Here is a 26,883-nt window from a genome sequence, read left to right on the forward strand (position 1 = left end):
TTGATGGGTCTCGGTCAAGCCCGGAATTGGTTGCGGATCGATCACGGGTGTGGAGGAGTGGGTGAGGTCGGTGGCGTAGGGCCTCTGGTTGCGGGAGCGGGAGGGTTGTCTACCGGCGCTTGGCCTGGTGGCCCGTCACCCGGGCGATCCACGTGATGAAGTCGCCCGGGTCGGTGTTGGAGCCGTGGCCCTCGTCCCAGTAGTAGAGGTGGTTCACGTCGTCGCCCAGGTTGTCGAGGCGGGCGGCGAGGTTGGCGGCGACCGTCAGCGAGGTGTCCGAGTCCTTGGTGCCGAGGCGGATCCACCAGTGCTTGGAACGGTTCGGGTTGACCTTCTCGACCAGGTGGTACATCGGGTTCATCAGGTCGAGCTTCGCGGGGATGTCGCTCGGAACCCGCTTGCTGCTCAGGCCCGTTGAGTCGTTCTGCGCGCCGTACGCCGTGAAGTGGCGGGCCAGGGTCGTGCCCGTGCCGAACTCGTTGTTCTCGCCGGCCGACAGGTCGAAGGCGTCGAAGGCGGGGGCGTCCTTCTTGCGGGCGCCGACGTGGGTGAGGAAGTCGGCCCAGGTGAAGGTGGCCTTGCCGCCGGACCAGGTGATGAAGGTGTTGGCCTTCAGGTAGGTCGCGCGGGCGGAGTCCGAGAGGGCGGCGAGATAGGTGGTCGCCGAGGGCTCCAGGTACTGCTCGACCATGTACGCGTCGAGGTTGCGGGCGTTCAGCGGACCGAAACCACCGAGGCCGCGCAGCTTCAGGCCGGCCTGGTACTCGGCGAACCGCGCCCGCAACGCCTTGGAGACCGTCTGGTCGACGAGCTTGCCGGTGCTGAGGTCGTTGGCGCCCCAGTTCCACTCGTAGGCGCCGTCCGCGTGCTCCAGGTCGGTGATCGGGCACCAGGCGCCGGTCGCGAAGATCGCGTCGGAGGCGTCGGCCGCGCCCAGCGCCTTCAGGTACGTGTCGTAGATCGGGCTGTCGCCGGACGCGCCCAGCAGGGACGACAGCGCGCCGCCCGCACTGGTCCCCGCGGAGACGATGCGCTCGACGTCGCCGGGGATACGCCCCTTGTTGGACCGCACGTACCGGACGGCCGCCTTGAGGTCGACGATCGCGGTCGGTGCGGTGCCGTAGTACTCGCCGCCGGAGTTCTTGAGGGTACGGCCGCGGGCGCCGGGCTCGATGACGACGTAGCCGGCGGCCAGCGCGAGGAGCTGGTTGCTGGAGGTGGCGCCGCCGGTGGCGTTGGTGTTGCCGTTGGCGCCGGGGGCGGAGGCGCTCGCGGAGGCGGAGGCGCTCGCGGAGGCTGAGGCGGAGGAGCTGGGGGCACCGGACGGGGCCGCGCCGCCGCCCATCGCCGAACCGCCGCCGCCGACCTCGGTGGCGGTCGCCACGGAGGCGGGGAGGTAGCCGCCGATGGAGTTGGCGAACAGGATCGGGGCGTTGCTCGCGTCGACCGCCCTGCCGTCGATCGACACCGGGGAACTGACGATCAGGGACTGGTAGGTGGCGTCCACCGGGTTGGCGACGTACGTGATCGCCTTCCAGAAGTGGTAGACGACCGTGTGCTTCGTGCCAGCGGTGTCCGTGATGCTCTTCGTGAGCTTCGTGTAGGCGTCCGGGTCGAAGACCAGGGTGTCCGACGAGGAGGACGACGATTTCGAGTCGCTCGAAGCGTTCGCGCTGAGCGCGATGCCGCCGACCGCCGCGACACCGGCGGTCGCGCCGATGCCCATGACTACCGTCCTGCGCTTCACTGCCCTGTGCTTCACCGTGCTGCCTCTCGTCTTCCCGACCGCGTCTTCGTGACCGCTCCTTGGCCTTGCGCTTGCGAACGTAATCGGCGTCGAACAAAATCGTCAACAATCTGCGGGGATTCATGGCGGACCCACAGCGGCACGGTCCGCGCACAGGATTTTCATGGCTGCCCCTCGGTTTTCTTCAGCTTCTGACGTACCGTCAGATTCATGGATGCGATCTGGCTCAGCGGAGCGGACTGGCTCGCGGTCCTCCGCATAGGACTCGGGCTGTGGTGGCTGGAGAGCTGGCGGCACAAGGACAAGAAGGCCTGGTTCGAACGCGGCACCGGCATCGCCTGGGCGGCCGACGTGGCCGCCAAACACCGCTGGAAGGCGGTGCGTTCGGGCTTCGACACGATGGTCGCGCCGCGCCCGCGCACGATGGCGTACGTCGTCGTCTACGCCGAGTTGGCGGTCGGCCTGGGCCTGGTCGTGGGCTTCCTCACCCCGGCCGCGCTCGTCGGGGGCCTGCTCCTCAACGTCCTCTACTTCACGCTCATGATCCACGACTGGGCGGAGCAGGGGCAGAACGCGATGATGGCGCTCATCTCCCTGGTCGCCCTGTTCGCGATGTCCTGGCAGGTGTGGTCGCTGGACGCGGCACTGGGATGGTTCTGATGGGGACCTCCCCGCGCCACGACCTCCCCGAGCCCGACGCGTTCACCCGCACCTACTGGGACGCCGCGGCCCAGGGCCGCCTGCTCCTCCGCCGCTGCACGGACTGCGGCCGGGCCCACCACTACCCCCGCGAGTTCTGCCCCCACTGCTGGAGCGAGCACGTCACCTGGGAACCCGCGACCGGCCACGCCACCCTCTACACCTGGTCCGTCGTCCACCGCAACGACCTCCCGCCCTTCGGCGAGCGCGTGCCGTACGTGGCGGCGGTGGTCGACCTCGCGGAGGGGCCGCGGATGATGACGGAAATGGTGGCGGCCGGGCCCGCCGAACTGCACGCGGGGCTGGCGGTCGAGGTGGCGTTCCGGGACGGGGTACCGGTGTTCAGACCGAGGGAAAATGGCATACCCGGGGCGCACGACGCTTGATTCAATGGCGCGATGGCCCACATACGCGAGCGGTCTCCGCAGCAGCCCCTCCCCGAGCTCTACGGTCACGGACTGCGGCTGCGACCCTGGGACGCCGACGACGACACCGATGTGACGGACTGGCTGCGCGGGGTGTCGGACCCCGAGTTCCAGCGCTGGAACACCCCGCTGCGACCGATCACGGACTTCGTCAGCGCCCGTAACTCGCTGCGGTCCCGTGCCGAGAACGCGGAGGACGGCGTCAGCGCCTCGTTCTGTGTCACGGACGCGGCCGGCGGTACGACGCTGGGGCACATCGGCGTCAACGACATCGACCACGTCATCCGCGTCGCCCGCGTCGGCTACTGGACGCTCCCCGAGGCCCGGGGCCGCAACGTCGCCACCCGCGCCCTCACCCTCGCCGCCCGCTGGGCCCTGACCGACCTGGGCCTGCACCGCCTCGAACTGGGCCACGCCCTCGGCCACGACGCGTCCTGCCGTATCGCCGAGCACTGCGGCTTCCCGGCCGAGGGGACGCTGCGCGGGGCGATGTTCGAGGCGGGGCAACGGGACGCGTTCCGTGACGTCCACCTGCACGGCCGGCTGGCCACGGACCCGGAACCGGAGGTGAAGGTGTGACGGACCCCGACTGGCACATCACCGGGGACCTGGACCAGTTCCTCACCCGGGCAGGGGAGTTCCTGCGTTCCCGCCCCGCCCTGCACACGGTTCACCTGACGGTGACGGCGGCGCTGCGCAACCGAGGGCTGCGGATGTACGGCGAGGGCGACCCGGTGTTCGGCGCACTGGAACGGGACGGCGACGTACGGGCCGCCTTCTTCCGCACACCTCCCGGCCGCCTGATGCTGACACCCCTCGCAGCGGAGGAGGCCGTCGAGCTGGCCGCCCAATTGGCCTCGCGCGGCGACGAGTTGCCGGGAGTCATGGCTGAACTGGACACGGCATCCACGTTCGCGGAGGCATGGGCGAGCCGAACGGGCGCCCTCCCCGAACTCCACGCACGCCAACGCCTGTACCGCCTGGGCGAGTTGACGACTCCGCAGCCCTCCCCACCGGGCCGCCCGAGAATCGCGACGGCAAACGACCGCGAGCAACTCATCCGCTGGTACGTCGAGTTCACCGCGGCGATCGGCGAGAGCGGCACCTCGCAGGACCCCGGCGAGTGGGTCGACTCCCGGATCGCGTACGGCGGGATCACGCTCTGGGAAACCCCGGACGGTACGCCGGTGTCCATGGCCGGGCTCACGACGAAGGTGGCCGGCCAGGTCCGAGTGGCCCCCGTCTACACCCCGGCGGACCTCAGGGGCCGGGGCTACGCGGGCGCGGTGACAGCGGAGGTCAGCGGAATGGCCCTCGCGGCGGGCGCGGACGAGGTGCTCCTGTTCACGGACCTGGCCAACCCCACGAGCAACGCCCTTTACCAGCGCATCGGTTACCGCCCGGTGGAGGACTTCGCGGGCTACGACTTCCGGCCCGGCGCGAAGCGAAGGTGATACTCGCCCCATGGGAACGGGATCAGCATCAGCATCGGGATCAGCATCGGGATCGGGAACAGACCTTCACGAACTGCTGAAGTCACTACGGGTATGGGCCCCGGAGGTGACCAAGCTGCCGCCGCTGGACCCGACCGCGGCACCGGACACCCCCCTCGCCCTCTTCACCACCTGGTTCGCGGAGGCGGTGGCGGCGGGCGAGACCGAACCGCACGTGATGTCGCTGGCGACGCGGGACGGCGACCCGGAGTCCGAGGGCGGCGGCCTCCCGGACGTACGGATGGTCATGCTGCACGGCGCGGACGCGGAGGGCTGGTCCTTCGCGACCCACGCCACGAGCCGCAAAGGCCACCAGCTGAAGGGCTTCGCCTACGCCGCCCTCGCCTTCTACTGGCCCCTCCTGGGCCGCCAGGTCCGCCTACGAGGCCCCGTCATCCCGGCGACACCGACCGAATCCCAGGCGGACCTGCACGCACACTCGACGGGTGCGTTGGCGGCAGCGCTGACCGGCCACCAGAGCGAAGTCCTCTCATCCTTGGGCGAGTTGGCGCAGACATCGGAAGCGGCCTGGGAACTGGCACAACGAGAACCCAAAGCCGCTGCCCCCTCCTGGACCCTGTACCGCGTGTTCCCGGACGAGGCCGAGTTCTTCCAGGGCGATGCGCTACGACGACACGTGCGCCTGAGCTATGTCCGGGGGGAGCGAGGCTGGTCGAAGGGGTTGCTCTGGCCCTGAGCCGTGCACTGAACGTTGGGCCACTCGCTTCTCGGCCAGTGTCGGGCTTCCACGGCCCAAGTAAAGGGCGCTCCCTGCGGTCGCGTCGGCTACGCCGATTCCGCTCCGCTCCACCCTTGACTAGGGCCGCTCCAGCCCGTTCCAGAAGCGAGCGAGCGGCCCGGAAGGACGGGTGGCCAAGGTGGGCGGGCCCCTACCTGTACTGCGTCACCGGCCGGAACGCAGGGACGCGCTCACGCCTCGCCAGCACGCCGGGTCGGCTCAGCGGCCAACCCCGAGTGGATAGTTGGCTTCCAGATTGCGGCGTCCAGGTTGCGGCTTCCGGGGAGGGCGGGGCCCGGGGGTGAGGGGGCGCGTTCGCGTTTCGCCTGCAAGCCGGGCTGGCTTAGCGGCTATCGGTTGGTTTTGGGTGGCGCCCCAGGCGGCGGCCCTGGGCGATGCCTTGGGCGGTGGCTTCCCGTCTGCCGATCGGCTCTCCCCGGGCCCCGGCCCCCGGGCCCCGGCCCCTGGCCCCCGGGCCCTGGCCCCCGGGCCCTGGCCCCCGGGCCCTGGCCCCCGGGCCCTGGCCCCCGGGCCCTGGCCCCCGGGCCCTGGCCCCCGGGCCCTGGCCCCCGGGCCCTGGCCCCCGGGCCCTGGCCCCCGGGCCCTGGCCCCCGGGCCCTGGCCCCCGGGCCTCTGGCCCCCTGGCTCCCGGGCCTTGGCCCCCGGGCCTCTGGCCCCCTGGCTCCCGGGCCTTGGCCCCCGGGCCTCTGGCCCCCTGGCTCCCGGGCCTTGGCCCCCGGGCCTCTGGCCCCCTGGCTCCCTGGCCCCCGGCCCCCGGCCCCCGGGCTCCGGGCCCCGGGCTCCGGGCCCCGGGCTCCGGGCCCCGGCCTACGCCCCGGCCTCCGCTCCCACCCCCTCCCCCAGCCCTCGGACCCCGGGCCCGGGACCGGGCCCGGGGTACCCGGTCCGCAGCAATGTGACAGTCGAAGCGGAAGTGTCACACTTCGCGAACCCACCTCCCCCCTCCTGGCCCCCCTCTTGGCCCCCCTCCTGGCCCCGGCCTCCGGCCCTGCCCCCTTTGGAGGCTGGGGTCTTTTCTAACCGGTCAGGGGTCGTGACGGTGGTTAGATTTATCCCCGGCTTCCAGCGGCCACCCGCCCGGGGTTGGCCGCTGAGCCGACGCGGCGTGCTGGCGAGGCGGCATCGCGTGCCCTCGCTCCGGCCCGGATTCATCCACGGGGCAGTCCCCGCCCGCACCCTCCCTGGAGGTTGGGGTCCTATCTAGCCGGTCAAGGCGGCGACGGTGGTTAGATTTGTCCCCGGCTTCCGGTAACTATCCACTCGGGGTTGGCCGCTGAGCCGAGGTGGCGTGCTGGCGAGATGCGGACGCGTCTCCTGCGTTCCGGCCCGGAACGCAGTACAGGTAGGGGCCTGCCCAGCTTGGCCACCCGTCCTTCCGGGCCGCTCGCTCGCTTCTGGAACGGGCTGGAGCGGCCCTAGTCAAGGGTGGAGCGGAGCGGAATCGGCGTAGCCGACGCGACCGTAGGGAGCGCCCTTTACTTGGGCCGTGGAAGCACGACACTGGCCGAGAAGCGAGTGGCCCAACGTCCACTGGTGAGGGGCTTGTGGGTGACGAGGAGGGTCGCGATCTCGTCCTCGTCGAGTCGTAGGCAGGGGGTACGTTGATCTCCAAGTTCGTTGAGGAGAGGGCGGGGAGGCCGTGAACGTGCGCCGTCGGTCGAAGTGCGCGGCCGGCGCCGGAGCAACCGTCACCTTCCTGCTCGCGGCGCTCACCTCCTGCGGCGGCGCGGCAACCGACAAGGCGCCCTCGATCACCGCACCCGAGATGTTCTACCTCCGCCCGGTCGGCGACAAGTCCGGTCCTCATGGCAAGGAGCCGTTCCACTTCTCCGTCGATGACGGCAAGGTGCACGCCGGGGGCAGGGGACCCGCCGATCGCACCCTCACCGTGGACGTGCCGCCCGGTGCGAAGAACGCGGTCGTGCTGCGCAAGGGCGGGAACTGTACCGGCAGCCCCACACATATGACGTGTGCGGTGGGTTCCGAGTACGACAGCAGGTCGGACGGGGGTGTCTCCCTGGTCGCGGCCAAGGACAGCAAGCCGGGTGATACGGGCGAAGTCCGGTACACGTACACGGACCGGAGCGGCAAGAAGGTCACCGCGCGGACGAAAGCCGTCGTAGGCGAGCCGGTGGTCGAGGTGCTGACAACGAAGGCGGTCAGCGGGGTTCGTCCGGGGGCCGTGCTGAGCGGGCCGATCGTGGTGCGGAACACCGGTGAGGTGCCGGTCAGGGGACTGGTGCTCGAAGTCGGCCTCGAACAGCTGGAGTTCGAGGCGCGGTACGCCAACTGCCGTTATCCGGGCTTCTACAAGGGCCACATCACGGTCTGCGAGTTCCCGGATCTCCGCATCGCGCCCGGACAGACCGTGACCGTCCGGCCCGCGCTCCGGCTCCGTACGCCCAAGACCCGGATGTACGCCTCCTTCAACAACGAGGCCCGGGCGCTGGACGTGGGACCGGAATACGGCGGTGTCATGGCCGGCGGGGACCGCGGCGACGGTCCGGCCCTTCGCCCCGAAGTCACCGCCGCCAAGAAGGGCACCTACGCCAACGGCGGCGGCTGGACGAACGTGGTGCTCGACACCCACGCCGACTACTCCGTCTCCGACGTGAACCTGTACGGCACCCCCGGCACCAGACGCACCTTCAAGCTCACCGTCCGCAACAACGGCCCCGCCGACGCCGGCGCCACGGAACAGCTCGTGTTCAGCCCGCCGCTCGGCACGACCATGGTCAAGCAGCCCATGCGCGAGTACGACGACGACGCCTACGAGCCCTACTGCGAGCACGGCGCCTACGCCTACACCTGCGACGTCAACGCCCTGAAACCCGGCAAGACCCAGACCTTCATGTTCACGATGCTCCTCGGCGACCCGGGCGAGGGCACCCTGACGCTCCAGGACAGGGCTCCGGTCCGTGACTGGTACGTCGGCGATCGCGACCCGGACTCCGCCAACGACAAGGCCGTCGTCACCGTCCGGTCCGACCGGTAGCCGCTTGCCCTGCCCGTTGAACTGCTCGGCCGGGCGCCGCGTACCACTCGCTGAGGACGGCATCGAAGGAAGGGCCGAGCGATTTCAGTCTCAGTGGATGTGAGAGCGAGCGCGGCACCGGTGCGTCGGCAGGTGCTGGGGCTGGACGGCCTCCGCGGGCTGGCGGCGCTGTACGTGGTGCTGTTCCACTGCTGGCTGTACACCTTCCCGGGGTACCCCAACAGTTCGGCGCCCCGGGTGCTGGACGTGCTGATGTTCGGCCGCCTCGCCGTCGTCTTCTTCCTGGTCCTGTCCGGCTTCTCCCTCGCCATCTCCCCGGCGCGGCACGGCTGGCGTTCCGGCGGTGTCACCCAGTTCCTGCGCCGACGCGCCTGGCGCATCCTGCCGCCGTACTGGGCGGCGTTGGCCATGAGCCTCGTCGTTTCGCTGTTCGTGGTGCCGGCCTCGCACTACGGGCCGCCCGACGGTTCGTCGATCCTCGTCTACGGCCTTGTCCTGCAGGATGTGTTCTTCGCCCCGACCCCGAACGGCGCGTTCTGGTCGATCGGGGTGGAGGCCGAGTTGTACCTCCTCTTCCCCCTCATCCTTCTTGTCCGGCGGCGGTTCAGCGCCGCGGTCGCGGTCGCGTGCGTGACGCTCCCGGTGATCGTCCGCGGTTTGCTGGCCACCGGCGCGAACCCGGTCGAGGGCGACAACTGGCTCGCCCCGCATCTCGCCCCCGTGTTCGTCGCGGGCGTGGTGGGTGCGGGGGTCGTGGTCGCGTCCGAGCGGGTCCGGCGCCTGCCGTGGGGGTGGTTCGCCGTCCTGGCCGCCCTGCCCGTCGTGGCGGTCGGCGTCGTCCAAGGGGCCGTGTGGACCGTGAACCACTACTTCTGGATCGATCTCGCCATCGCCCCCGCCATGACGATGCTGATCGCCGCCGTCGCCACCGGCCAACCCGCCTTCCTCGTACGGTTGTTGACCGCCCGGCCCCTTCGGGTTCTCGGCGATGCCTCCTACAGCCTCTACCTGATCCACCTGCCGATCGTCCTGGTCGTCATCCGCCGCGTGGCCCCGCGTTTCGTCGCGCCCGGGATGCCCACGTTCTGCTTCACGCTTCTCCTGGGACTGCCCGTCTCGGTGCTGACGGCATGGCTCTTCTCCCGGATCTTCGAACTGCCCTTCAAGCGGAACCGGTCCTGGAAGTCCCTGATGGCTCAGTCCCGCCCCAACACCACCGTCCCCGAGGAGCAGAACCAGCCACCCGTTCCGGAGGCGACTCCGAGTCGCGGCAAGTCGCCGTCCGCGCCCGTCACTTGACGAGCACCGGCCTCCCCCCGCAACTGCCGCACCGCCTCCACCAGCAGGAACAGCCCCCGCATCCCGGGGTGTTGGGCCGACAGCCCGCCGCCGTCTGTGTTCACGGGCAACTCCCCGCCTGCCACCCGCAACCGTCCCTTCTCCACGAAGGCACCCCCCTCGCCCTTCGCGCAGAAACCCAGATCCTCCAGCGTCACCAACGTCATGTAGGTGAACGCGTCGTAGATCTCCGCGAAGTCGATCTCCGACGCCTCGACTCCCGCCCGCTCGAAGGCCAGTCGCCCGCTCACGGCAGCCGGTGACACCGTGAAGTCGGGCCACTCGGACATCGCCGCGTGCGAGACGTGCTCCCCGGTGCCGAGCACCCACACCGGTGCCGTACGGCAGTCCCGTACGTACTCCTCGGCTGCCAGCAGGATCGCCGCCCCGCCGTCGGACCGTATGCAGCAGTGCAGTTTGGTGAAGGGGTCGGCGATCATCGGGCCGGAGAGGACGTCGTCGACGGTGATCGGGTCGCGGAACATCGCCTCGGGGTTCAGGGCGGCGTTCGCGCGGGCCTGTACCGCCACCTCCGCCAACTGCTCGATGGTCGTGCCGTATTCGAGCATGTGGCGGCGCGCGGCCATCGCGTACTTGGCGATCAGCGTGTGGCCGTAGGGGACCTCGAACTGGAGCGGGCCCCGCGCGCCGAAGGAGAGGTTGCCGGTGCGGCGGCCCGCCTTGATGTCGGCTCGGGCCGTCGAGCCGTAGACGAGCAGGACGGCGTTCGCGTGGCCCGCCGCTATCGCGTCCGCCGCGTGGGCCGCCATCACCTCCCACGTCGAGCCGCCTACCGAGGTGGAGTCGATCCACGTCGGGCGCAGGCCCAGGTATTCGGCCACCTCGACCGGGGCCAGCGTGCCCAGGCCCGCCGACGCGAAGCCGTCCACCACCTCTCTGCCCAGGCCCGCGTCCGCCAGCGCGCGGCGGGCCGCTTGGGCGTGCAGGGCGTAGGGGGTCGTGTCGTCCACGCGTCCGCAGTCGGACAGGGCGACGCCCACCACGGCGACCTTGCGGCTCCCCGGTGTCATGAGGCGCTCCTCCCTCTGTGCATATCGTGCCCGGACTCCTAATATGACGGACCGTCAGATCTGGAGGGAAGTGCCATGGACGCCAGCTTCACCGCAGAGCAGGACGAGATCCGCCGTACCCTCCGCGAACTGCTCCAAAAGCGGTGCGGTTCCCAGGAGTCGCGCACCGCCGTCGACACCCCCGCCGGACACGACCCCGCCCTGTGGACCGTCCTCGCCCGGCAACTGGGCCTGCCCGGACTCGCTCTCCCCGAGGCCTACGGCGGGGTCGGCTGCACGGCGACCGAACTCGCCCTCGCGGCAGAGGAGACGGGCCGTTTCGTGGCCCCCTCCCCGCTCCTCGCCACCGCCGTGCTCGCCGCACCCCTCGTCCTCGCCCTCGGCACCGAGACCCAGCGCGCCCGCCTGCTGCCCCGCATCGCCGCCGGCTCCCTGACCGCCGCCCTCGCCGTACCCGGCACCGTCCTCACCACCGCCCTCACCCTCACCGCCCCCAACGCCGGGGAATGGGCCGGGGGCGGGCGCGCGGGCGGGGTGCAGGCCAGGCAGGTCGGGGACTCCGGGTGGCGGTTGTACGGGCAGGTCGCGCAGGTTCTCGACGGGCACAGCGCGGAGTTGCTGCTCGTCGCCGCCCATGCGGGGGGCTTCGCCCGGTCGCGGACACTGCTGTTCCTGGTGGCGGGGGATGCTGTCGGGCTCGTGCGCGTACGGCAGACCTCCCTCGACGCGACCCGGCCTCAGGCTCGGCTCGAACTACGGGATGTCGAAGCCGAGTTGCTCGGCGCCGACGACAGTCCGCACGTCCTACGGGAGCTTTCCGCCGCCGGTGACACCGTCGCCGCCGTACTCGCCGCCGAAGCCGTCGGAGCCGCCGACCGGGCCCTGGAGCGGACCGTTCAATACGTCAAGCAGCGTGAGCAGTTCGGGCGGGCCATCGGGTCCTTCCAGGCGGTGAAGCACCGGTTGGCCGACGTGTATGTGCAGGTGCAGGCGGCCAAGTCGGCTGCCTACTACGCCGCTTGGGCGACCGGCCAGGGGGAGCGGGTGGGAGGGCTCGCGCTCGCTCAGGCGCTGGAGGCCCTGAGGATCGCCGCCGCCGAGGGCATCCAGCTGCACGGCGGGATCGGGTTCACCTGGGAGCACGACGCCCATCTCTACTTCAAGCGGGCCGCCGGTGACGAGCTGCTGTTCGGGCCGGTGCACCGGCTGCGGGCGTACGCCGCCGAGGGTGCGCACCTTTTCGAGAACCGCGAGGTGACGGTGTGATCGGTGTGCGTGCGGTGCAGAAGGTGTCCTCGACCCGGGCGTTCGCGCGGATCGCCCCGCATGTCATCCCCGCCATGGACCGGACCGTGCACCGGCTCACGCGCGGGAAGGTGCTGCTCAGCGCCCAGATGCTGCCGGGGGTGATCCTGACCTCCACCGGGGCGCGGAGCGGGCAGGCGCGGCGCAGTCCTCTCGCCTGTATGCCGGAGGAGGGCGGCTGGGTGCTCGTCGGGTCCAACTTCGGACGTGCCGGTCATCCCGCCTGGACGCACAATCTCATCGCTCGTCCCGACGCCGAGATCAGCTGGAAGGGGCAGGAGATCCCGGTCACCGCAAGGCTGTTGGAGGGTGAGGAGCGGGCGGAGGTGTGGAAGACCGCGCTGGCGTTCTGGCCGCCGTACGCCACGTACCAGAAGCGGGTGGAGCGGGAGATCCGGCTGTTCCGGGTCGTGCGGCGGTGAACTCGGCGTAGACGCAGGGCAGGCGGTGGTCCACCGGAGTGAACCACCGCCCACGAGACAGGACTTGGGACCTGGGAAGTCAGAGCCTGGACAGCAGGAACTCCTACTTCGTCGGCTTCTTGCCGGTCACGCCCAGGTGGACCAACAGCGCCAGGTTCGGCTTGAGTTCAGCCTGCTTGACGCCCCACGTCTGGAAACCCTTCTGGTGCGAGGCGACGGCCGCGAGCATCGCGACCAGTGAACCGGCGATCGCCGCCGGGTTCACGTCCTTGTCGACCCTGCCCTTGGCCTGCAACTCGGCCACCGCGTCCGAGAGGGAGTTGTTCACGGAGTTCAGGATCTTCATCCGGATCTTGTAGAACCGTTTGTCTCCCTCGGCGGCTCCGAGATCGACGACCCTGAGGATCGCGTCGTTCCTGCGCCAGAACTCCAGGAAACCGTCCACGAGTTCCTGGGAGGTCTGCCAACCCGCCTTGCCGACCCATGACCGGCCGGCCAGCAGTTCGGTCAACTGACCGCCCTCCGTGGCCATTTGCTCGGCGATCTCCAGGACGGCGCCTTCGACGTCCGGGAAGTACTGGTAGAAGGTCGCGGGTGAAGTCCCCGCCTTCCGGGCGACATCGATGACTTTGACGTCCCGGTAAGGGGAGGAGCTGAGCATCTCGCTTAGGCAGTCGAGCAGCTTCTGCCGGGTCGCCTGCCCACGCCGGCCGGCCACGCGGCCGTCGACGGTACGCACTTGTCCTGTCATGCCGTCAGCTTACCGAGGGGTGATCGGAGCGCGATTCGGCCGACTGCAAATGGGGTGCACGGGGGTCGAGAGGGTGGTGTGCCTGGTCTGCGGGGTGCGTGCGGCGCCGTTACTTTGACGGTATGGCCGAAAACAGGGCATCCGCGAAGGAAAAGACCTACGGAGAGGGCGTCCCCTGCTGGCTGGACGCGCAGCTGCCGGACCTGGCCGCGGGCCGGCGGTTCTACGGTGAGCTCTTCGGGTGGACCTTCGAGGAGGCGTACGGCGGCTCCGTATGGGCCCGCAAGGACGGCGAGGCCGTCGCGGCGCTCGCCCACAAGGCGGACGGGCGGATGCCGACCGTGTGGACGGTGTACTTCGCGACGCCGGACGTGGTGCGGCTGAGCGGGCGCATCCGGGAGGCCGGTGGGCAGGTCGTGATGGCGCCGGTTTCCTTGGGGGAGCTGGGCACCGCCGTCCTCGCAGCCGACCCGGAGGGGGCCGTGTTCGGGCTGTGGCAGGCCGCCCGGCATTCCGGTTTCGGCACCCGGCACAAGGCGGGCACGTTCGGCTGGGCCGAGCTGTACACGCGCGACACGGAGGCCGCGAACACTTTCTACGGCGGACTTTTCACAGACGCCTTGTTCGGACCGGACGCCGCCCCCGATTTCGGGCGCGCTCCCGTCTCCGACGTCTTCCCGGTCGAGATGCCGCCGCATTTCCTCGTTCACTTCCGGGTCGAGGACATCGAGTCCGTACTGGGGGCCGTGCACCGGCTCGGCGGGCGGGTCCAGGTTCCGCTCTTCGAGACGTCGTACGGGAAAGTGGCGGTCGTCACGGACAATCAGGGGGCGTCGTTCGCGCTGCTGCAACGCTGACACCTGGACGTTTGTCCGGAGATATGGCGAGACACCCCGATTAGTCGCCGGGTTCGCAACCTGTGGCCCGGCCAGGAAGAATCAGGGTGCGTGCCGCCATGGCGGTGCGGTGGTGAGACGCTGCACGGGGTCGCGTACATATGTGGGTGGCGTGGCCCGTACGGGGAGGTGGCAGGCAAGTGGTGGATCAGCTGACGCAGCACGATCCGCGGCGGATCGGGCCGTTCGAGGTGCTGGGACGGCTGGGCGCGGGCGGCATGGGGCTGGTCTATCTCGCGCGCTCGGCGTCCGGCCGGCGGGTGGCGATCAAGACCGTGCGGACGGAACTCGCCGAGGACCAGCTGTTCCGGGTCCGCTTCACGCGCGAGGTCGAGGCGGCGCGGGCGGTCTCCGGGTTCTACACGGCCGCCGTGGTCGACGCCGATCCGCGGGCCGCCGTGCCCTGGCTGGCCACCGCGTACGTGCCCGCGCCCTCCCTCGAAGAGATAGTGAACGAGTGCGGGCCGATGCCGGCCCAGGCGGTGCGCTGGCTCGCGGCGGGGGTCGCGGAGGCGCTCCAGTCCATTCACGGCGCGGGTCTCGTCCACCGTGACCTCAAACCGTCCAACGTGCTCGTCGTCGAGGACGGCCCGCGGGTCATTGACTTCGGTATCGCCTCCGGTGTGTCGAACACGCGCTTGACGATGACCAATGTGGCCGTGGGCACCCCGGCCTACATGTCTCCCGAGCAGGCCAAGGACTCCCGCAGCGTCACCGGCGCGAGCGACGTGTTCTCGCTCGGCTCGATGCTCGTCTTCGCCGCCACCGGACATCCCCCGTTCCACGGCGCCAACCCGGTCGAGACCGTCTTCATGCTGCTGCGCGAGGGCCCCGACCTCCAGGGCCTCCCGGACGAACTGCGCCCGCTCATCGAGTCGTGCATGCAGATGGAGGCCACCGGCCGGCCCAACCCGGCCGACCTCCAGGCCCAGCTCGCCCCGCACCTCTTCGGCTCCGGCTCCGACGACAGCGGTACGGCCTCGGCCTGGCTGCCCGAGCGCGCGGTGACCCTGATCGAGACCCGGCGCGGCGGTCGCCCGCCCGTGAAACCGACGCCCACCGCCGGGCGCAGCGGTGGTGGGCGCGCTGCCGTGCCGCCCCCGCCCTCCCACGACCCCGTCGTACCCGTCCCGGTCGGCGCCCCCGACACCGGGCCCGTACGACTGGCCGGCGCCCCGGTCCCCATCGGCCCCGGTCCCCGTGTCGCCGACGCCCGCGCCGCCGCCGTGAAGGCACCCCCTCCCGAGGCCGGCCTCGTCGCCACCTGGTCCCGGCCCCGCCCCGGCGTCAACGGTGCCGACCCCGCCGCCGTACCCCCGCCCCCCGCGCTGCCACCGGAAACGGCCTCCGGCTGGCGCCCCTGGCGGTTCCGTATGTCGAACGACGTCTGGGGTACCCCGACCGTCGCCGGTGACCTCGTCTACGTCACCTCCTTCGAGGTGCACGCCCTGGACGTGCAGACCGGCCGCCGCTCCTTCAAGACCCGGGACGTCGCCTGGTCGATGGCGGTCGCGGACGGCCGTATCCACGCCTCGGACGGGCCCACCCTCTTCGCCCTGGACGCCCGCGAGGGCGGTGACCTGTGGCGGCTGTCCACCGACGCCTGGGTGTACTCCCTCAAGGCCGAGCGCGGCACCGTCGTCACCGGCACGCGCGGCGGCGGAGTGCAGGGCTGGGAGGCGTCCACCGGGCAGAAGCTGTGGCAGCTGACCGGCGCGCAGACCGACTTCGAGTCCCCGGAGGCCGGCCCGGCCCTGCACGACGGCACCGTCTACGTCTGGCAGGACGCCCGCCTCCGCGCCCTGGACGCCCGGACGGGCGACGAGCGCTGGGCGTACCCGATCGGCGACGCGGCCTCCTGCGGCGGCGTCCCCGTACGGATCACCCCCGCCCCCGACGGTCAGGTCTACGTCGCCGCCGGCACCCGTGTCCTGTCCGTCGAGGTGGCGAGCGGCCGGGTCCGCTGGCACTTCGAGGCCCCGGCCGTCTTCCTCTGCCCGCCCACCTTCGCCCCCGGACCCGCGGTCACGGGCGGCGGCATCTACCTCGCCGACCACCTCGGTACGGTCTACGCCCTCGACGCCGCCGACGGCCGCGACCGCTGGCGCATCGCGACCGAGTCCCGGGCGTCGATCGAACCGGTCCTCGTCGCCGCCGGCCACGTCCACGTCGGCAGCGGCAAGGGGCTCTACACGCTCGACGCGGTCACCGGTACACCCAAGTGGCGCTTCCAGGCGGGCGGCGACATCGTGGGCACCCCCGCGGTCGCCGAGGGCCGTATCCACTTCGGCTCCACCGACCACCTCCTCTACACCCTCAAGTCCGACGACGGCCGCCTCCGCTGGAAGCTCGCCACCGGCGGCGAGATCACCGGCGCACCGGTGGTCAGGGACGGCGTCGTGTACGCGTGCAGCAAGGACCGCTGCGTGTACGCCCTCGACGCGGAGAAGGGCACGGGCACCGCAAGGACCGCGTGAGGGAAGCCGGTTGGTCCCGGTAGGTACCATGATCCGATGCATACGCGGGGGCGCAGGCTCAAACTCACGGCGGTACTGGCACTGACGGTTCTCACCCTCACCGGCTTCTCCACGGGACGGCACCACAGCCACAGCCGTCACGGGAGCGGCGGGGGCGGGGGCGGGTGCAGCAGCTCCAGCCAGGACCACGACACGTCGACATCGTCGGGCGGTACGACGAACGGCTCGACGCACCGTTCGCGGCCCACCTACCGTTCCACCCCCACGGCGACCTCGTCCGCCACCGCCCGGCCTCTGAAGGACGGCACCGCGGTGCTCAAGCGGTGCGCGAGCGTTGCCGACCCGTACACGACTGTCGAGGTCAGGAACCCGAACGGGCGCGAGGCGCTCTTCACCGTGAAGGTCGCGTACAAGGACAGGACCGGGTTCACCCTGGCCGACGCCGGCAGCCAGGTGTCGGTGCCCGCGAACGGCAAGGCGACCCTCCGGATGGCCGCCGCCAGTACGGGGGCCCTGGACCGGCTCGATCACTGCGAGGTCGATCCACGGGCCACGGCCGATCGGTGACGCCCCTCAGTGCCGCTCACCGGGTCCGGAAGCCACCGTTCCGCCGGTCGGCGAACAACTCCGCCTGCCGTTCCGTCGGGAGATTACCGAGGGCGATGAGCGGCGGCGCCTGCGCATACGCCTGCGCCCGCGCCGCCTCCTTCGCCGCCCACAACGCCCGCACGGTCCCCTGGACCCCCTCGGTCGGATACCCGGCGATGACGGTCGCGCAGGCCACGGCCGCCGCCAACGCCCGCCCGGGTTCCGTGAGTTCGGAGACCAGTCCGAGCTCGTACGCCCGCCGCGCGGAGATCCGTTCCGCCGTCCCCATGAGCATCATCCGCGCGACCTCGCCGTACGGCATCCGGTGCGCCATCAGCACCGACTCGTACGCGCTGACCATGCCGTACGTGGTGTGCGGGTCGAAGAACACGGCGGTCGGGTCGGCGACCACGAACTCGCTCTCGCCCAGCAGATAGAAGGCCCCGCCGCAGGCCATCCCGCGCACGGCGGAGATCACCGGCTTCCACAGGTCGTTGGCCTTCGGGCCGATGTGCAGCAGCGGATCGTCCTGCATGTAGGGCGAGTTGGGCTGCGGGACCACCGCGTCCCGGTCGAGCCCGGTGCAGAAGGCGCGCTCCCCGGCGCCGGTGAGGACGACGGCCTTTACGGAGTCGTCGAACCGCAACTCCCGCCATACAGCGGTCAGTTCGGCGGCCGTGGTGAGGTCGATGGCGTTGAGCTTGCGCGGCCGGTCGAGGGTGACGACCGCGACGCCGGTGTCCTTGTCGACGGAGGTGTCGAGCGTCATGACCGCTCCAGAACCCACTGCGGAAGCCCGTCCGCGTCGAACACGACCTGCACCCGCGCCCCGATCCGGATCCGGCCGGGGGAGAGGGAGTTGATCGCGGCCCCGGCCTCGCTGACGAGGTTGCCGACCAGCCGGATGCGCGGGGCGTCGACCAGTTCGACGACGATCACGTTGTAGGGCGCGACGGCCGCGTAGTCGGGGAGAAGGGGCGGATGAGGGAAGACGTACGACCAGACCCGCCCGCGCCCGCTCACCGGCCGCCACTCGCTCGCGAAGGACTGGCAGTGGGGGCAGCAGGGGCGAGGTGGGAAGCGGGGTTCGGCGCAGTCGGCGCAGGTCTGGACGCGGAGTTCGCCCGCGCGGGCGTACTGCCAGAAGGGGGCGCCGTCGGTGTCGGTGAGCGGAGTGAGCATGGCGGTCGACTCCTCATTTCACTTCGTGAGCAGCAGGGCGGAGGTGGGGACGCCCTCGCCCGCCGTCACCAGGCAGGTGGCGGCGTTCGGGACCTGGGCGGTGCTGGTGCCGCGCAACTGCCGTACGCCCTCGTTGATCAGGTTGAAGCCGTGGACGTACGCCTCGGAGAGCCCGCCGCCGCCGGTGTTCAGGGGGAGTTGGCCGCCGATCTCCAGAGCGCCCCCCTCCGTGAAGGCGCCGCCTTCGCCGCGTCCGCAGAAGCCGTAGCCCTCCAGGGAGAGCGGGACGAGGGCGGTGAACGCGTCGTAGATCTGGGCGACATCGACGTCCTGCGGGGTGAAGTCGGCGTGTTTCCACAGGTGTCGGGCGGCGGTCCAGGCGGGGCCTGTGAGCGGGTCGTCGTTCCAGTAGTTGACCATGCCGTGGTGCTGGGCGGGGAGGCCCTGGGCGGCGGAGTGGACGTACACGGGCCGGCGCCGGCAGTCGCGGGCGCGTTCGCGGGAGACGATCACGCAGGCCAACGCCCCGTCCGTCTCAAGGCAGTTGTCGAAGAGGCAGAGGGGTTCGCTGATCCAGCGGGAGGTCATGTACATCTCGCGGGTGAGGGGCCGGTCGTACATGATGGCCGCCGGATTCTGGTTGGCCCTGTTCCGGCAGGCGAGGGCGACGTTGAACAGGTGATCCCGGGTGGCGCCGAACTCGTACATGTAGCGGCGGGTGAGCATCGCTATCTCATCGGCGGGGCGGAGGAGTCCGAAAGGGCGGGTCCACTGGGCGGGGGTGGGGAGTTGGCGGGTCGTGTTGGTCCACGGTCTCGCCCCGCTGCCACGCTTCCGGGACCGCCAGGCCACGCCGACCGTCGCCTGCCCGGCGGCGATGGCGGTGGCGAGGTGGGCGACGGTGGCGCACGAACCCCCGCCCCCGTAACCGACTTTGCTGAAGAAGGTCAGGTCCCCGAAGCCGACCGCCTTCGCCAGCTCGACCTCGTCCGTCTCCTCCATCGTGTAGGAGGCGAGGGCGTCGACCTCGCTCGGGGCGATGCCCGCGTCGTCGAGGGCGGCGAGTACGGCGCGACACGCCAAGGTCCGCTCGTCCTCGGGGAGTTGTTTGGCGAAAGAGGTCTGTCCGATGCCGACGATCGCGGTCGCGTCCTTCAGTCCGGCCATGTTCTGTGCACCTCCGCGTGACACCGGGGCTGCTGACAGGGCGTCAGGCTACAGCTAATCTGACGGGTAGTCAGCTAGTGGGTGTGGGGAGGCCGTTCATGCGCGGAGACGTGGAGTGGGGCACGGTCCCGGGCCTGGTGCGCTCGGCGGCGGAACGGTACGCGGACGCCGAGGCGGTGGTGGAGGGCCGGACGAGGATCTCGTACGCCGAACTGGGCGCCCGGGTGGAACGGGCGGCGGCCGCCTGCGTCGCCGCCGGGGTCGAGGTCGGCGACCGGGTGGGCATCTGGGCGCCGAACTCGACGGACTGGATCGTCTCGGCGCTGGGCGCGGTGTCGGCGGGCGCGGTCCTCGTGCCGCTGAACACGCGGTTCAAGGGGAGCGAGGCCGCGTATGTGCTGCGCAGCAGCGGGGCACGGTTGTTGTTCGTGACCGGGACGTTCCTGGGGACGTCGTACGTGGCGTCGCTGCGGCGCGCGGCCGGGGAGGGGGCCGGGGACGGTCCGCTGCCCGGGCTTCCGGCGCTGGAGCAGGTGGTGGTGCTGGCCGATGACGCGCCCGCCGACTTCCGTACCTGGAAGGACTTCCTGGCCGGCGGGGAGGGGGTGGGCGCGGCGGAAGTGCGGGAGCGGGAGCGGGAGTTGGACGGCTCGACCGTCTCGGACATCATCTTCACGTCCGGTACGACGGGCCGCCCGAAGGGCGCGGTGATCACGCACGCGCAGACGCTGCGGGGATACGAGATCTGGAGCGACCTGGCGGGGCTGAGGCAGGGCGACCGCTACCTCGTCGTGAACCCCTTCTTCCACACCTTCGGCTACAAGGCGGGCGTGATCGCCTGTCTGATGCGGGGCGCGACGATGATCCCGCAGTCGGTGTTCAACGTCGACACGGTGCTCGCGAACATCGCGGCGGAACGGGTGTCGGTGTTGCCGGGTCCGCCCACCCTCCACCAGTCCCTCCTCGACCACCCGGCCCGCGACGCGCACGACCTCTCGGCGCTGCGGCTGGTGGTCACGGGCGCGGCGGTGGTGCCGTTGCGGCTGGTGGAACGGTTGCGGGGCGAGCTGGGCGTGGGGACGGTGCTGACGGCGTACGGCCTCTCGGAGGCCAGCGGCATCGTGACGATGTGCCGGCGCGGGGACGACCCGGCGGTCATCGCGTCGACGTCGGGACGCGCGATTCCGGGGACCGAGGTGCGGGTGGAGGCGCCTCCCGGTTCCCCGGGCGAGGTGCTGGTCCGCGGCTTCAACGTCATGCGGGGCTACTACCAGGACGCGGCGGCCACGGCGGAGGTCCTGGGGGAGGACGGCTGGCTGCGCACCGGTGACGTCGGCGTCCTGGACGACGAGGGCAATCTCCGCATCACCGACCGGATCAAGGACATGTTCATCGTCGGCGGCTTCAACGCGTACCCCGCGGAGATAGAACAGCTCCTCGGCGTCCATCCCGACGTGGCGGACGTGGCGGTGATCGGCGTACCGGACGCGCGGCTGGGCGAGGTCGGCAAGGCGTACGTCGTACGCCGCCCGCACGTGACACTGACCGGCGACGACCTGATCGCCTGGGCGCGGCGGGAGATGGCGAACTACAAGGTGCCGCGGGTGGTGGAGTTCGTGGGGGAGCTGCCTCGGAACGCGAGCGGGAAGGTGGTCAAGGGGGAGTTGCGGGGGCTGTGAGCGGCCCCCTGTCGGCCTGGTCGTCCCGCGGTACGGCCCGGCCCGCGACCCCGCCCGCCCCCGGACGCACATCGGCCGCGACGGCTCCCCCCAGAGCAGTCGCGGCCGATCCCCCGTGCTGGGAGAAGGTCTAGCTGGGTTCGGACGTCACGTGGGTGTTGTCCGGGGTGTCGGTCCCGCCGTCCGCGAGGACGGTGACGTGGGTGTTCAGCGGCTTGATCGGGCTGCTGGTCACGTGGGTGTTGAGTGGCGTGATCTCCTCGCCGGCCGGCTCGTCGGTGACGTGCGTGTTGTCCGGCGTGACCGTGTCGTTCTCGGTGTCGCTCATGGTGGTGCCTCCCCTGTTGAAGCAAGTCGGAACTGTGAGAGACCCGTCCGGTCATTCCCCCGAGGATGACCGGACGGGTACTCGGTCGCCCACCCTAGATGCAGGAAAAGGCGACCTCACCGGCGGTCCGTCTGCCCCCCGACGCGACGGATCGACTACGCAGAGACTGCCGGGCGGGGATAAACGAACGATGAACGCCACCCGGGTCCCCGGCCGGGCGGCGGGAGCCCTCAGGAAGCCGGGACCGGGGTGAGGAGCGAGCGCACCTGTGCGGCCTCCGGGGAGTCCAGCCTCTCGTAGATCTCCAGGGCTTCCCGCAGGCAGACCTGGGCCCGCCCGGAGTGCCCGATCCCGTTCAGCGCTCTGCCCAACACGGTCAGTACGTGCGCGCGGCGCCATTCGCCGCCGATTCCCCGGAGGACGGTGAGCGCCATCTCGGCATTGCTCGCGGCGCTCGCCTGCCTGCGGGCGTCGAGGTCGACCTCCGCGAGCCGGCAGAGCGTCATGCCCTCCCACAGGCGCTGGCGGCTGGAGCGGAAGACCCGGAGGGCCTCCTCCAACTGCTCGGCGGCGTTGGCGTGTTGGCCCGTCTTGCCGAGGGCCATCCCGAGCGCGTAGTGCCCGTTCGCGCCCCGCAGGGAGTGGCCCAGGTTCTCGTAGATGTCGGTGCCCTGCCGGGCGAGCTCGACCGCCGACTCGGCACGGCCGGTCGCGAGGTGGAGCCGGGACAGGTTGCAGAGGGCCGCCGCCGCTCCCGCCATGTCGCCGCAGTGCCGGAACTTCGTGATGGCCCGGCCGAAGTGGTCCTCGGCGTCCCTGTGCCGGTTCTGGTAGAAGGCGATGCCCCCGAGGATGTTCGCCGCCCAGCAGGACGGCAGCAGGTCGTCGGTGGTCTCCGCGAGCCGGAACGCCTCCTGCGCCTCCCGGTACGCCATGTCGAAGAGTCCGGAGAAGAGGCGCGCGTTGCTCAGGACGACCGAGGCCCGTCCCTCCGCGCGGACGTCGCCCTCGGACCGCGCGGCATCACGCAGGGCCGCCGCCGCCGTCTCGTACTCCTTAGTGTTGGCACCCGACTCGGCGAGGTCGACCGACGCCCACAGGAGATCGATCGCGCGCCGCAGGGCGCCCTTCTCGGTGGACTGCCGTACGCAGGCGAGCAGCGGTACGGCCTCCAGGTAGAGCCAGTCCCAGGCCGCTTGGCGGTTCGCGAACGTCAGGCCCGCGACCGCGGTCGGCTCCAGGTGGTCCACCAGCCGGTCCCCGGGGCGTTCGATCGCGTAGACCCCCGCCGCCGTCGCCAGATAGAAGTCCAGCAGCCGCGAGAGCGCCGCCCCCCGCTCCGTCGGCGACGACTCGTCCCGTTCGGCACACGCACGCGCGTAGAGCCGCACCAGATCGTGGTACCGGTACCGCCCGGGAGCCGCCGATTCGACAAGTGACGTGTCCACGAGGGACTCCAGCACGTCCTCCGTGTCCTCGACCGGGAGGTCCAGCACCGCCGAGGCCGCCGCGAGGGAGATGTCCGGGCCGTCGGCGAGGCCCAGCAGGCGGAACGCGCGGGCCTGGGCCGGCTCCAACTGGCCGTAGCCCAGCTCGAAGGTGGCCTTCACGGCGAGGTCGCCGGCCTGGAGCTCGTCCAACCTCCGCCGCTCGTCCGCGAGTTTGGCGGCGAGGACGGAGACCGTCCAGGTGCGGCGGGCCGCGAGGCGGGAGGCCGCGATGCGGATCGCGAGGGGGAGGAAGCCGCAGGCCGCGACGACGTCGAGGGCGGACTCCCGTTCGGCGGCGACGCGTTCGGCGCCCACGATCCGGGTGAAGAGCTGGAGGGCCTCCTCGGGGGACATCACGTCCAGGTCGACGAGATGGGCTCCCGCCAGGTCCACCATCCGGACCCGGGAGGTGACCAGCGCGGCACAGCCCTCCGTGCCGGGCAGCAGGGGTCGTACCTGGGCGGCGTCCTTGGCGTTGTCCAGCAGCACCAGCACCCGGCGGCCGTCCAGCACCGACCGGTACAGCGCGGAGCGTTCCTCCAGGGAGTCCGGTATCGCGGAGTCCGCGGTGCCCAACGCCCGCAGGAACGCGCCCAGTACGGTCTCCGGCTCGGCGGAGCGGGAGCCCGCGCCCTGGAGGTCGACGTACAACTGGCCGTCGGGGAAGGCGGATCGGGACTGGTGGGCCACGTGGACGGCGAGGGTCGTCTTGCCCACCCCGCCGATTCCCGCGAGCGCCGACACCGCCATCACGCGACCCTCCGCCGAGGCCAGGACATCGCTCAGTTCGGAGACGAAGGACACGCGGCCGGTGAAGTCCGGGACCGTCGCCGGGAGTTGGTGGGGGCGGACCGGTGCCGTCACGGTCTCCGCCGCCGGTGCGGAGGGCTCCGCGAGGCCCGGGTCGGCCTGGAGGATGCGGTTCTGGAGTTCGCGCAGGCCGGGGCGCGGGTCCACGCCCAGCTCGTCGGCGAGCAGGCGCCGGGTGTCCGCGTACACGGCCAGGGCCTCCGCCTGGCGGCCGGAGCGGTACAGCGCGAGCATCAGCAGCTCGCGGAGGCGTTCACGGAGCGGGTGGGCCGCGGTGAGGGCGGTCAACTCGCTGACGGCCTCCGCGTGGCAGCCCTGCTCCAGGTCCATGTCGAGGCGGGATTCGAGGAGTTGGAGCCGCCACTCCTCCAGCCGGACCCGCTGAGCCTCCGCGTAGGGCCCCGGGAGTCCGGCCAGCGGCTCGCCGTCCCACAGCGCGAGCGCCCGGCCCAGCAGGTCCCGCGCACGGCCCAGGTCACCCGCCGACTTCGCCTTCTCCGCCTCGTTCGCCAGGTCGTGCACCTCGGCCACGTCCAACGCGCCCTCGGGCAGCCCCCGTACGGCATATCCGCCCGACTCGCTGACCAGCACCCCGGCGTCCAGCGCCTTGCGCAGCCGGGACGCGTACGTCCGCACCGCGGCCAGCGCCTGCGACGGAGGGTCGTCACCCCACAGCGCGTCGATCAGCTCACCGGCGGTCGCCGTGCGGCCCTCGCGCAGCAACAGCGCGGCCAGCAGGGCGCGTTGCTGCGGCGAGCCCGTGTTCAGCGCAACAGGGCCCCGCCAGGCACGTACCGGACCGAGCACGCTGAAGCGCAGCGCGGTCGACTCCTCCGAGCCGGACCCGGGGCGCCGCTGCTCCGGTACTCGCGGTCCACCGTCCATCGCCGTTCCCCCTAGGCAAGCCTGTTAACTACGACAGTTTGCCTTGTCCGCGGCGGATGCGTCAGCTCTGGGAGACACCGCTCACACCTGGCCGCGCGGGATATCACAAGGCCGTCACACGGCCCGCGCACAAGTCCGCACAGAACCGAGCACCCCGAACCCGGATCCAGCTAGCTGACGGGTCGTCAGATCGGCGCTACCGTGAGCGCCATGGACACCCAGAACCCCCAGCACACCGACCGGGCGACGCTCCCGCCGATCATCTCCGTCGACGACCACACCGTGGAGCCCGCCGACGTCTGGCAGCACCGGCTGCCCAAGAAGTACCTGGACACCGGCCCGCGCATCGTGCGCGCGCCACTGAAGGAAATGACCTTCCTCGGCGGCCGGTTCAAGCCCGTCATGGGCGAGCCCGGCGACGACGGCCCCATCGGCGACTGGTGGGTCTACGAGGATCTGCACCGCCCCCTCACCCGCCTCGACACCGCCGTCGGCTACAGCAGGGACGAGATCAAGCTCGAAGTCATCACTTACGAGCAGATGCGTCCGGGCTCGTACGACGTCCCGTCCCGGCTCGCCGACATGGACGTCAACCACGTCCAGTCCGCGCTCTGTTTCCCCACCTTCCCGCGCTTCTGCGGCCAGACGTTCACCGAGGCCGCCGACCGCGAACTCGGGCTGCTCTGCGTCCGCGCCTACAACGACTGGATGGTGGAGGAGTGGTGCGGCCCCGACGCGCACGGCCGCCTGATACCACTCCCTCTCATCCCGTTGTGGGACCCGGAGTTGGCAGCCGCCGAGGTCCGCCGCAACGCGGCCCGCGGCACCCGCGCCGTCGCCTTCTCCGAGATACCCCCGCACCTCGGCCTGCCCTCCATCCACACCGACGACTGGGACCCGTTCCTCGCCGCCTGCGCCGAGACCGGCACGGTCATCGCCATGCACATCGGCTCCAGCAGCCGGATGCCCTCCACCTCGGCCGACGCGCCGCCCGCCGTCGGCTCCACGATCACGTTCGCCAACTGCTGCTATTCCATGGTGGATTGGCTGATGAGCGGCAAGTTCGAACGCTTCCCGGACCTCAAAGTCATGTACGCCGAGGGCCAGATCGGCTGGATCCCCTACATCCTGGAGCGCGCCGACGTGGTCTGGGAGGAGAACCGCGCCTGGGGCGGCGTCGCCGACAAGGTCCACCGCCCGCCGTCCGAACTCTTCACCGAGCACGTCTACGGCTGCTTCTTCGACGACGCGTTCGGCCTGAAGAACCTCGACTCGATCGGCGTCGGCAACGTCCTCTACGAGACCGACTACCCCCACTCCGACTCCACCTGGCCCAAGTCCCGCGAGGTCGGCGAGGCCCAGATGGGCCACCTGGCACCGGACGTGGTCGAGCGGATCGTCCGGGGCAACGCGATCGAGCTCCTGGGCCTGACCCCGGACGGACTGTGGGAGGGCCCCAAGTGACCAGCCTCGCCTACGGCATTCAGCTGCCCGTCCAGTCCCAGAGCACCATCTACGCCGAGCCCTGGGAGGCCGACGCCGGTCCCGCCGACCTCGTCGAGATCGCGCGGGCCGCCGACCGGGCGGGCTTCGACTACATCGCGGGCTGCGACCACGTCGGCGTCCCGCGCCGCCTCGCCACCGCCATGAGCACGATCTGGTACGACCCCGTCGCCACCCTCTCCTACCTCGCGGGCATCACCGAGCACGTCCGCCTGCTGAGCCATGTCGCGGTCGTGGGCCTACGGCATCCGCTGCTCACCGCCAAGCAGTACGCCACCCTCGACCACCTCAGCGGGGGCCGGCTGATCCTCGGGGTCGGCGCCGGGCACGTACAGGAGGAGTTCGAGGCGCTGGGCGTCGACTTCGAGCGGCGCGGGCCCGTCCTCGACGAGTCGATCGACGCCTTGCGTGCCGCCCTCGGGCCGGACGAATTCCCGGAGCACCACGGCAAGTTGTTCGACTTCGAGGGGCTCGGGCAGCGGCCCCGGCCCGCGCAGGAACACGTCCCCCTCTGGGTGGGAGGGTCGTCCCCCGCCGCCGTCCGCCGGGCCGCGCTCAAGGCGGACGGCTGGCTGCCGCAGGGCGACCCCCGGGACAAGCTGCCCGCGCAGATCGAGCGGATACGGCGACTGCGCGAAGAGGCCGCCGTGGAAAGGCCGTTCGTTTTCGGGGCGATCACCGAGCCGCTGTACATCGGAGAACCGGGGTGGGAGGTCGGGCGACGCACGCTCACCGGAACGCCCGAGGCCCTCGCGGAGTCCCTGCGGGCCTACGGGGCGATGGGCGTGGACCAGATCCAGGTGCGGTTCCGCTGCCGCGACCGGGCCGAACTCACGGACCAGATAAGCGAGTTCGGGTCCGAGGTGGGGCCGCTGCTCTGATCGCGCCTCTGATCACGGCCTGTTTGAACAC

General features: G+C 71.1%; 23 protein-coding genes. 15 read left to right on the forward strand and 8 right to left on the reverse strand.

The features are described 5' to 3' along the window. Nucleotides 1–109: 109 nt before the first annotated feature. Nucleotides 110–1,726 (reverse strand): subtype B tannase, encoded by a 1,617-nt coding sequence (locus OG226_RS28660; RefSeq protein ID WP_329350456.1) that lies wholly within the window; start codon nt 1,724–1,726, stop codon nt 110–112. 231 nt (nt 1,727–1,957) lie between these two features. On the opposite strand from OG226_RS28660, the gene OG226_RS28665 reads away from it, so the two are divergent. The 7 genes from OG226_RS28665 (at nt 1,958) to OG226_RS28695 (ending at nt 9,418) form a co-directional block, all read left to right on the forward strand. Then, entirely contained in the window at nt 1,958–2,407 is a 450-nt protein-coding gene (locus OG226_RS28665; protein WP_329350457.1) for a DoxX family protein, read from the forward strand. Next, nucleotides 2,407–2,832 carry a Zn-ribbon domain-containing OB-fold protein gene (locus OG226_RS28670; protein WP_328682431.1) on the forward strand — a complete coding sequence of 142 codons (426 nt, stop codon included), beginning with the start codon at nt 2,407–2,409 and terminating at the stop codon, nt 2,830–2,832. Before OG226_RS28665 ends, OG226_RS28670 begins: the two co-directional genes overlap by 1 nt. A gap of 12 nt (nt 2,833–2,844) precedes the next feature. Next, entirely contained in the window at nt 2,845–3,450 is a 606-nt protein-coding gene (locus OG226_RS28675) for a GNAT family N-acetyltransferase (protein WP_328682432.1), read from the forward strand. After that, nucleotides 3,447–4,325 (forward strand): GNAT family N-acetyltransferase, encoded by an 879-nt coding sequence (locus OG226_RS28680; RefSeq protein WP_329350458.1) that lies wholly within the window; start codon nt 3,447–3,449, stop codon nt 4,323–4,325. The genes OG226_RS28675 and OG226_RS28680 overlap by 4 nt, the downstream gene beginning before the upstream one ends. 10 nt (nt 4,326–4,335) lie before the next feature. Continuing rightward, entirely contained in the window at nt 4,336–5,061 is a 726-nt protein-coding gene (locus OG226_RS28685; protein WP_329350459.1) for a pyridoxine/pyridoxamine 5'-phosphate oxidase, read from the forward strand. A gap of 1,702 nt (nt 5,062–6,763) precedes the next feature. Then, complete coding sequence (locus OG226_RS28690; protein ID WP_329350460.1) at nt 6,764–8,119, forward strand: hypothetical protein; 1,356 nt, start codon at nt 6,764–6,766, stop codon at nt 8,117–8,119. Nucleotides 8,120–8,218: 99 nt separating this feature from the next. Beyond that, entirely contained in the window at nt 8,219–9,418 is a 1,200-nt protein-coding gene (locus tag OG226_RS28695; protein WP_329350461.1) for an acyltransferase family protein, read from the forward strand. Here OG226_RS28695 and OG226_RS28700 read toward each other — a convergent pair. Continuing rightward, complete coding sequence (locus tag OG226_RS28700) at nt 9,316–10,488, reverse strand: thiolase C-terminal domain-containing protein (protein WP_329350462.1); 1,173 nt, start codon at nt 10,486–10,488, stop codon at nt 9,316–9,318. The two genes, OG226_RS28695 and OG226_RS28700, sit on opposite strands and share 103 nt — an antisense overlap. Nucleotides 10,489–10,563: 75 nt before the next feature. Between OG226_RS28700 and OG226_RS28705 the strand changes: the two genes are divergently transcribed. Both OG226_RS28705 and OG226_RS28710 read left to right on the forward strand, forming a co-directional pair. Next, on the forward strand, nt 10,564–11,754 hold the full coding sequence (locus OG226_RS28705; protein ID WP_329350463.1) for an acyl-CoA dehydrogenase family protein: 1,191 nt from the start codon (nt 10,564–10,566) through the stop codon (nt 11,752–11,754). Continuing rightward, the gene (locus tag OG226_RS28710; RefSeq protein WP_329350464.1) at nt 11,751–12,215 is read left to right on the forward strand and encodes a nitroreductase/quinone reductase family protein; all 465 of its coding nucleotides are present in this window, start codon (nt 11,751–11,753) and stop codon (nt 12,213–12,215) included. The genes OG226_RS28705 and OG226_RS28710 overlap by 4 nt, the downstream gene beginning before the upstream one ends. Before the next feature lie 103 nt (nt 12,216–12,318). Here OG226_RS28710 and OG226_RS28715 read toward each other — a convergent pair whose 3' ends face one another. After that, the gene (locus OG226_RS28715; RefSeq protein ID WP_327403296.1) at nt 12,319–12,966 is read right to left on the reverse strand and encodes a TetR family transcriptional regulator; all 648 of its coding nucleotides are present in this window, start codon (nt 12,964–12,966) and stop codon (nt 12,319–12,321) included. Nucleotides 12,967–13,088: 122 nt separating this feature from the next. Here OG226_RS28715 and OG226_RS28720 point away from each other — a divergent pair, with 122 nt between their 5' ends. From OG226_RS28720 to OG226_RS28730, 3 genes are all read left to right on the forward strand, one after another. Further along, complete coding sequence (locus OG226_RS28720) at nt 13,089–13,823, forward strand: VOC family protein (RefSeq protein ID WP_329350465.1); 735 nt, start codon at nt 13,089–13,091, stop codon at nt 13,821–13,823. Nucleotides 13,824–14,002: 179 nt separating this feature from the next. After that, nucleotides 14,003–16,339 (forward strand): outer membrane protein assembly factor BamB family protein, encoded by a 2,337-nt coding sequence (locus OG226_RS28725; protein ID WP_328682448.1) that lies wholly within the window; start codon nt 14,003–14,005, stop codon nt 16,337–16,339. 36 nt (nt 16,340–16,375) lie between these two features. Further along, nucleotides 16,376–16,906 carry a hypothetical protein gene (locus OG226_RS28730; protein ID WP_328682450.1) on the forward strand — a complete coding sequence of 177 codons (531 nt, stop codon included), beginning with the start codon at nt 16,376–16,378 and terminating at the stop codon, nt 16,904–16,906. A 16-nt stretch (nt 16,907–16,922) separates the two neighbouring features. On the opposite strand, the gene OG226_RS28735 is transcribed toward OG226_RS28730, so the two are convergent. The 3 genes from OG226_RS28735 to OG226_RS28745 are packed head-to-tail and all read right to left on the reverse strand — an operon-like array spanning nt 16,923 to nt 19,276. Next, nucleotides 16,923–17,696: an enoyl-CoA hydratase/isomerase family protein gene (locus OG226_RS28735; protein WP_329350466.1), complete on the reverse strand. Its 774-nt coding sequence runs from the start codon at nt 17,694–17,696 to the stop codon at nt 16,923–16,925. Beyond that, a complete protein-coding gene (locus tag OG226_RS28740; protein WP_329350467.1) occupies nt 17,693–18,109 on the reverse strand; it encodes a Zn-ribbon domain-containing OB-fold protein in 417 nt (138 codons plus the stop codon). The genes OG226_RS28735 and OG226_RS28740 overlap by 4 nt, the downstream gene beginning before the upstream one ends. A gap of 18 nt (nt 18,110–18,127) precedes the next feature. Further along, a complete protein-coding gene (locus OG226_RS28745; protein WP_329350468.1) occupies nt 18,128–19,276 on the reverse strand; it encodes a lipid-transfer protein in 1,149 nt (382 codons plus the stop codon). Between the two features lie 98 nt (nt 19,277–19,374). On the opposite strand from OG226_RS28745, the gene OG226_RS28750 reads away from it, so the two are divergent. Then, entirely contained in the window at nt 19,375–20,955 is a 1,581-nt protein-coding gene (locus OG226_RS28750) for a FadD3 family acyl-CoA ligase (protein ID WP_328682458.1), read from the forward strand. 130 nt (nt 20,956–21,085) lie between these two features. Here the strand turns inward: OG226_RS28750 and OG226_RS28755 are convergent, their stop codons facing one another. Further along, the gene (locus tag OG226_RS28755; protein ID WP_328682460.1) at nt 21,086–21,283 is read right to left on the reverse strand and encodes a hypothetical protein; all 198 of its coding nucleotides are present in this window, start codon (nt 21,281–21,283) and stop codon (nt 21,086–21,088) included. Between the two features lie 230 nt (nt 21,284–21,513). Beyond that, nucleotides 21,514–24,468, reverse strand: a complete 2,955-nt coding sequence (locus OG226_RS28760) for an AfsR/SARP family transcriptional regulator (protein ID WP_328682462.1) — start codon at nt 24,466–24,468, stop codon at nt 21,514–21,516. 210 nt (nt 24,469–24,678) lie between these two features. Here OG226_RS28760 and OG226_RS28765 point away from each other — a divergent pair, with 210 nt between their 5' ends. Both OG226_RS28765 and OG226_RS28770 read left to right on the forward strand, forming a co-directional pair. Beyond that, the gene (locus tag OG226_RS28765) at nt 24,679–25,932 is read left to right on the forward strand and encodes an amidohydrolase family protein (protein ID WP_328682463.1); all 1,254 of its coding nucleotides are present in this window, start codon (nt 24,679–24,681) and stop codon (nt 25,930–25,932) included. Next, nucleotides 25,929–26,852 carry an LLM class F420-dependent oxidoreductase gene (locus OG226_RS28770; protein WP_328682465.1) on the forward strand — a complete coding sequence of 308 codons (924 nt, stop codon included), beginning with the start codon at nt 25,929–25,931 and terminating at the stop codon, nt 26,850–26,852. Before OG226_RS28765 ends, OG226_RS28770 begins: the two co-directional genes overlap by 4 nt. Nucleotides 26,853–26,883 lie beyond the last annotated feature (31 nt).

Source organism: Streptomyces sp. NBC_01261 (assembly GCF_036226385.1).
In the GTDB taxonomy this organism is placed as follows: Bacteria; Actinomycetota; Actinomycetes; order Streptomycetales; family Streptomycetaceae; genus Streptomyces.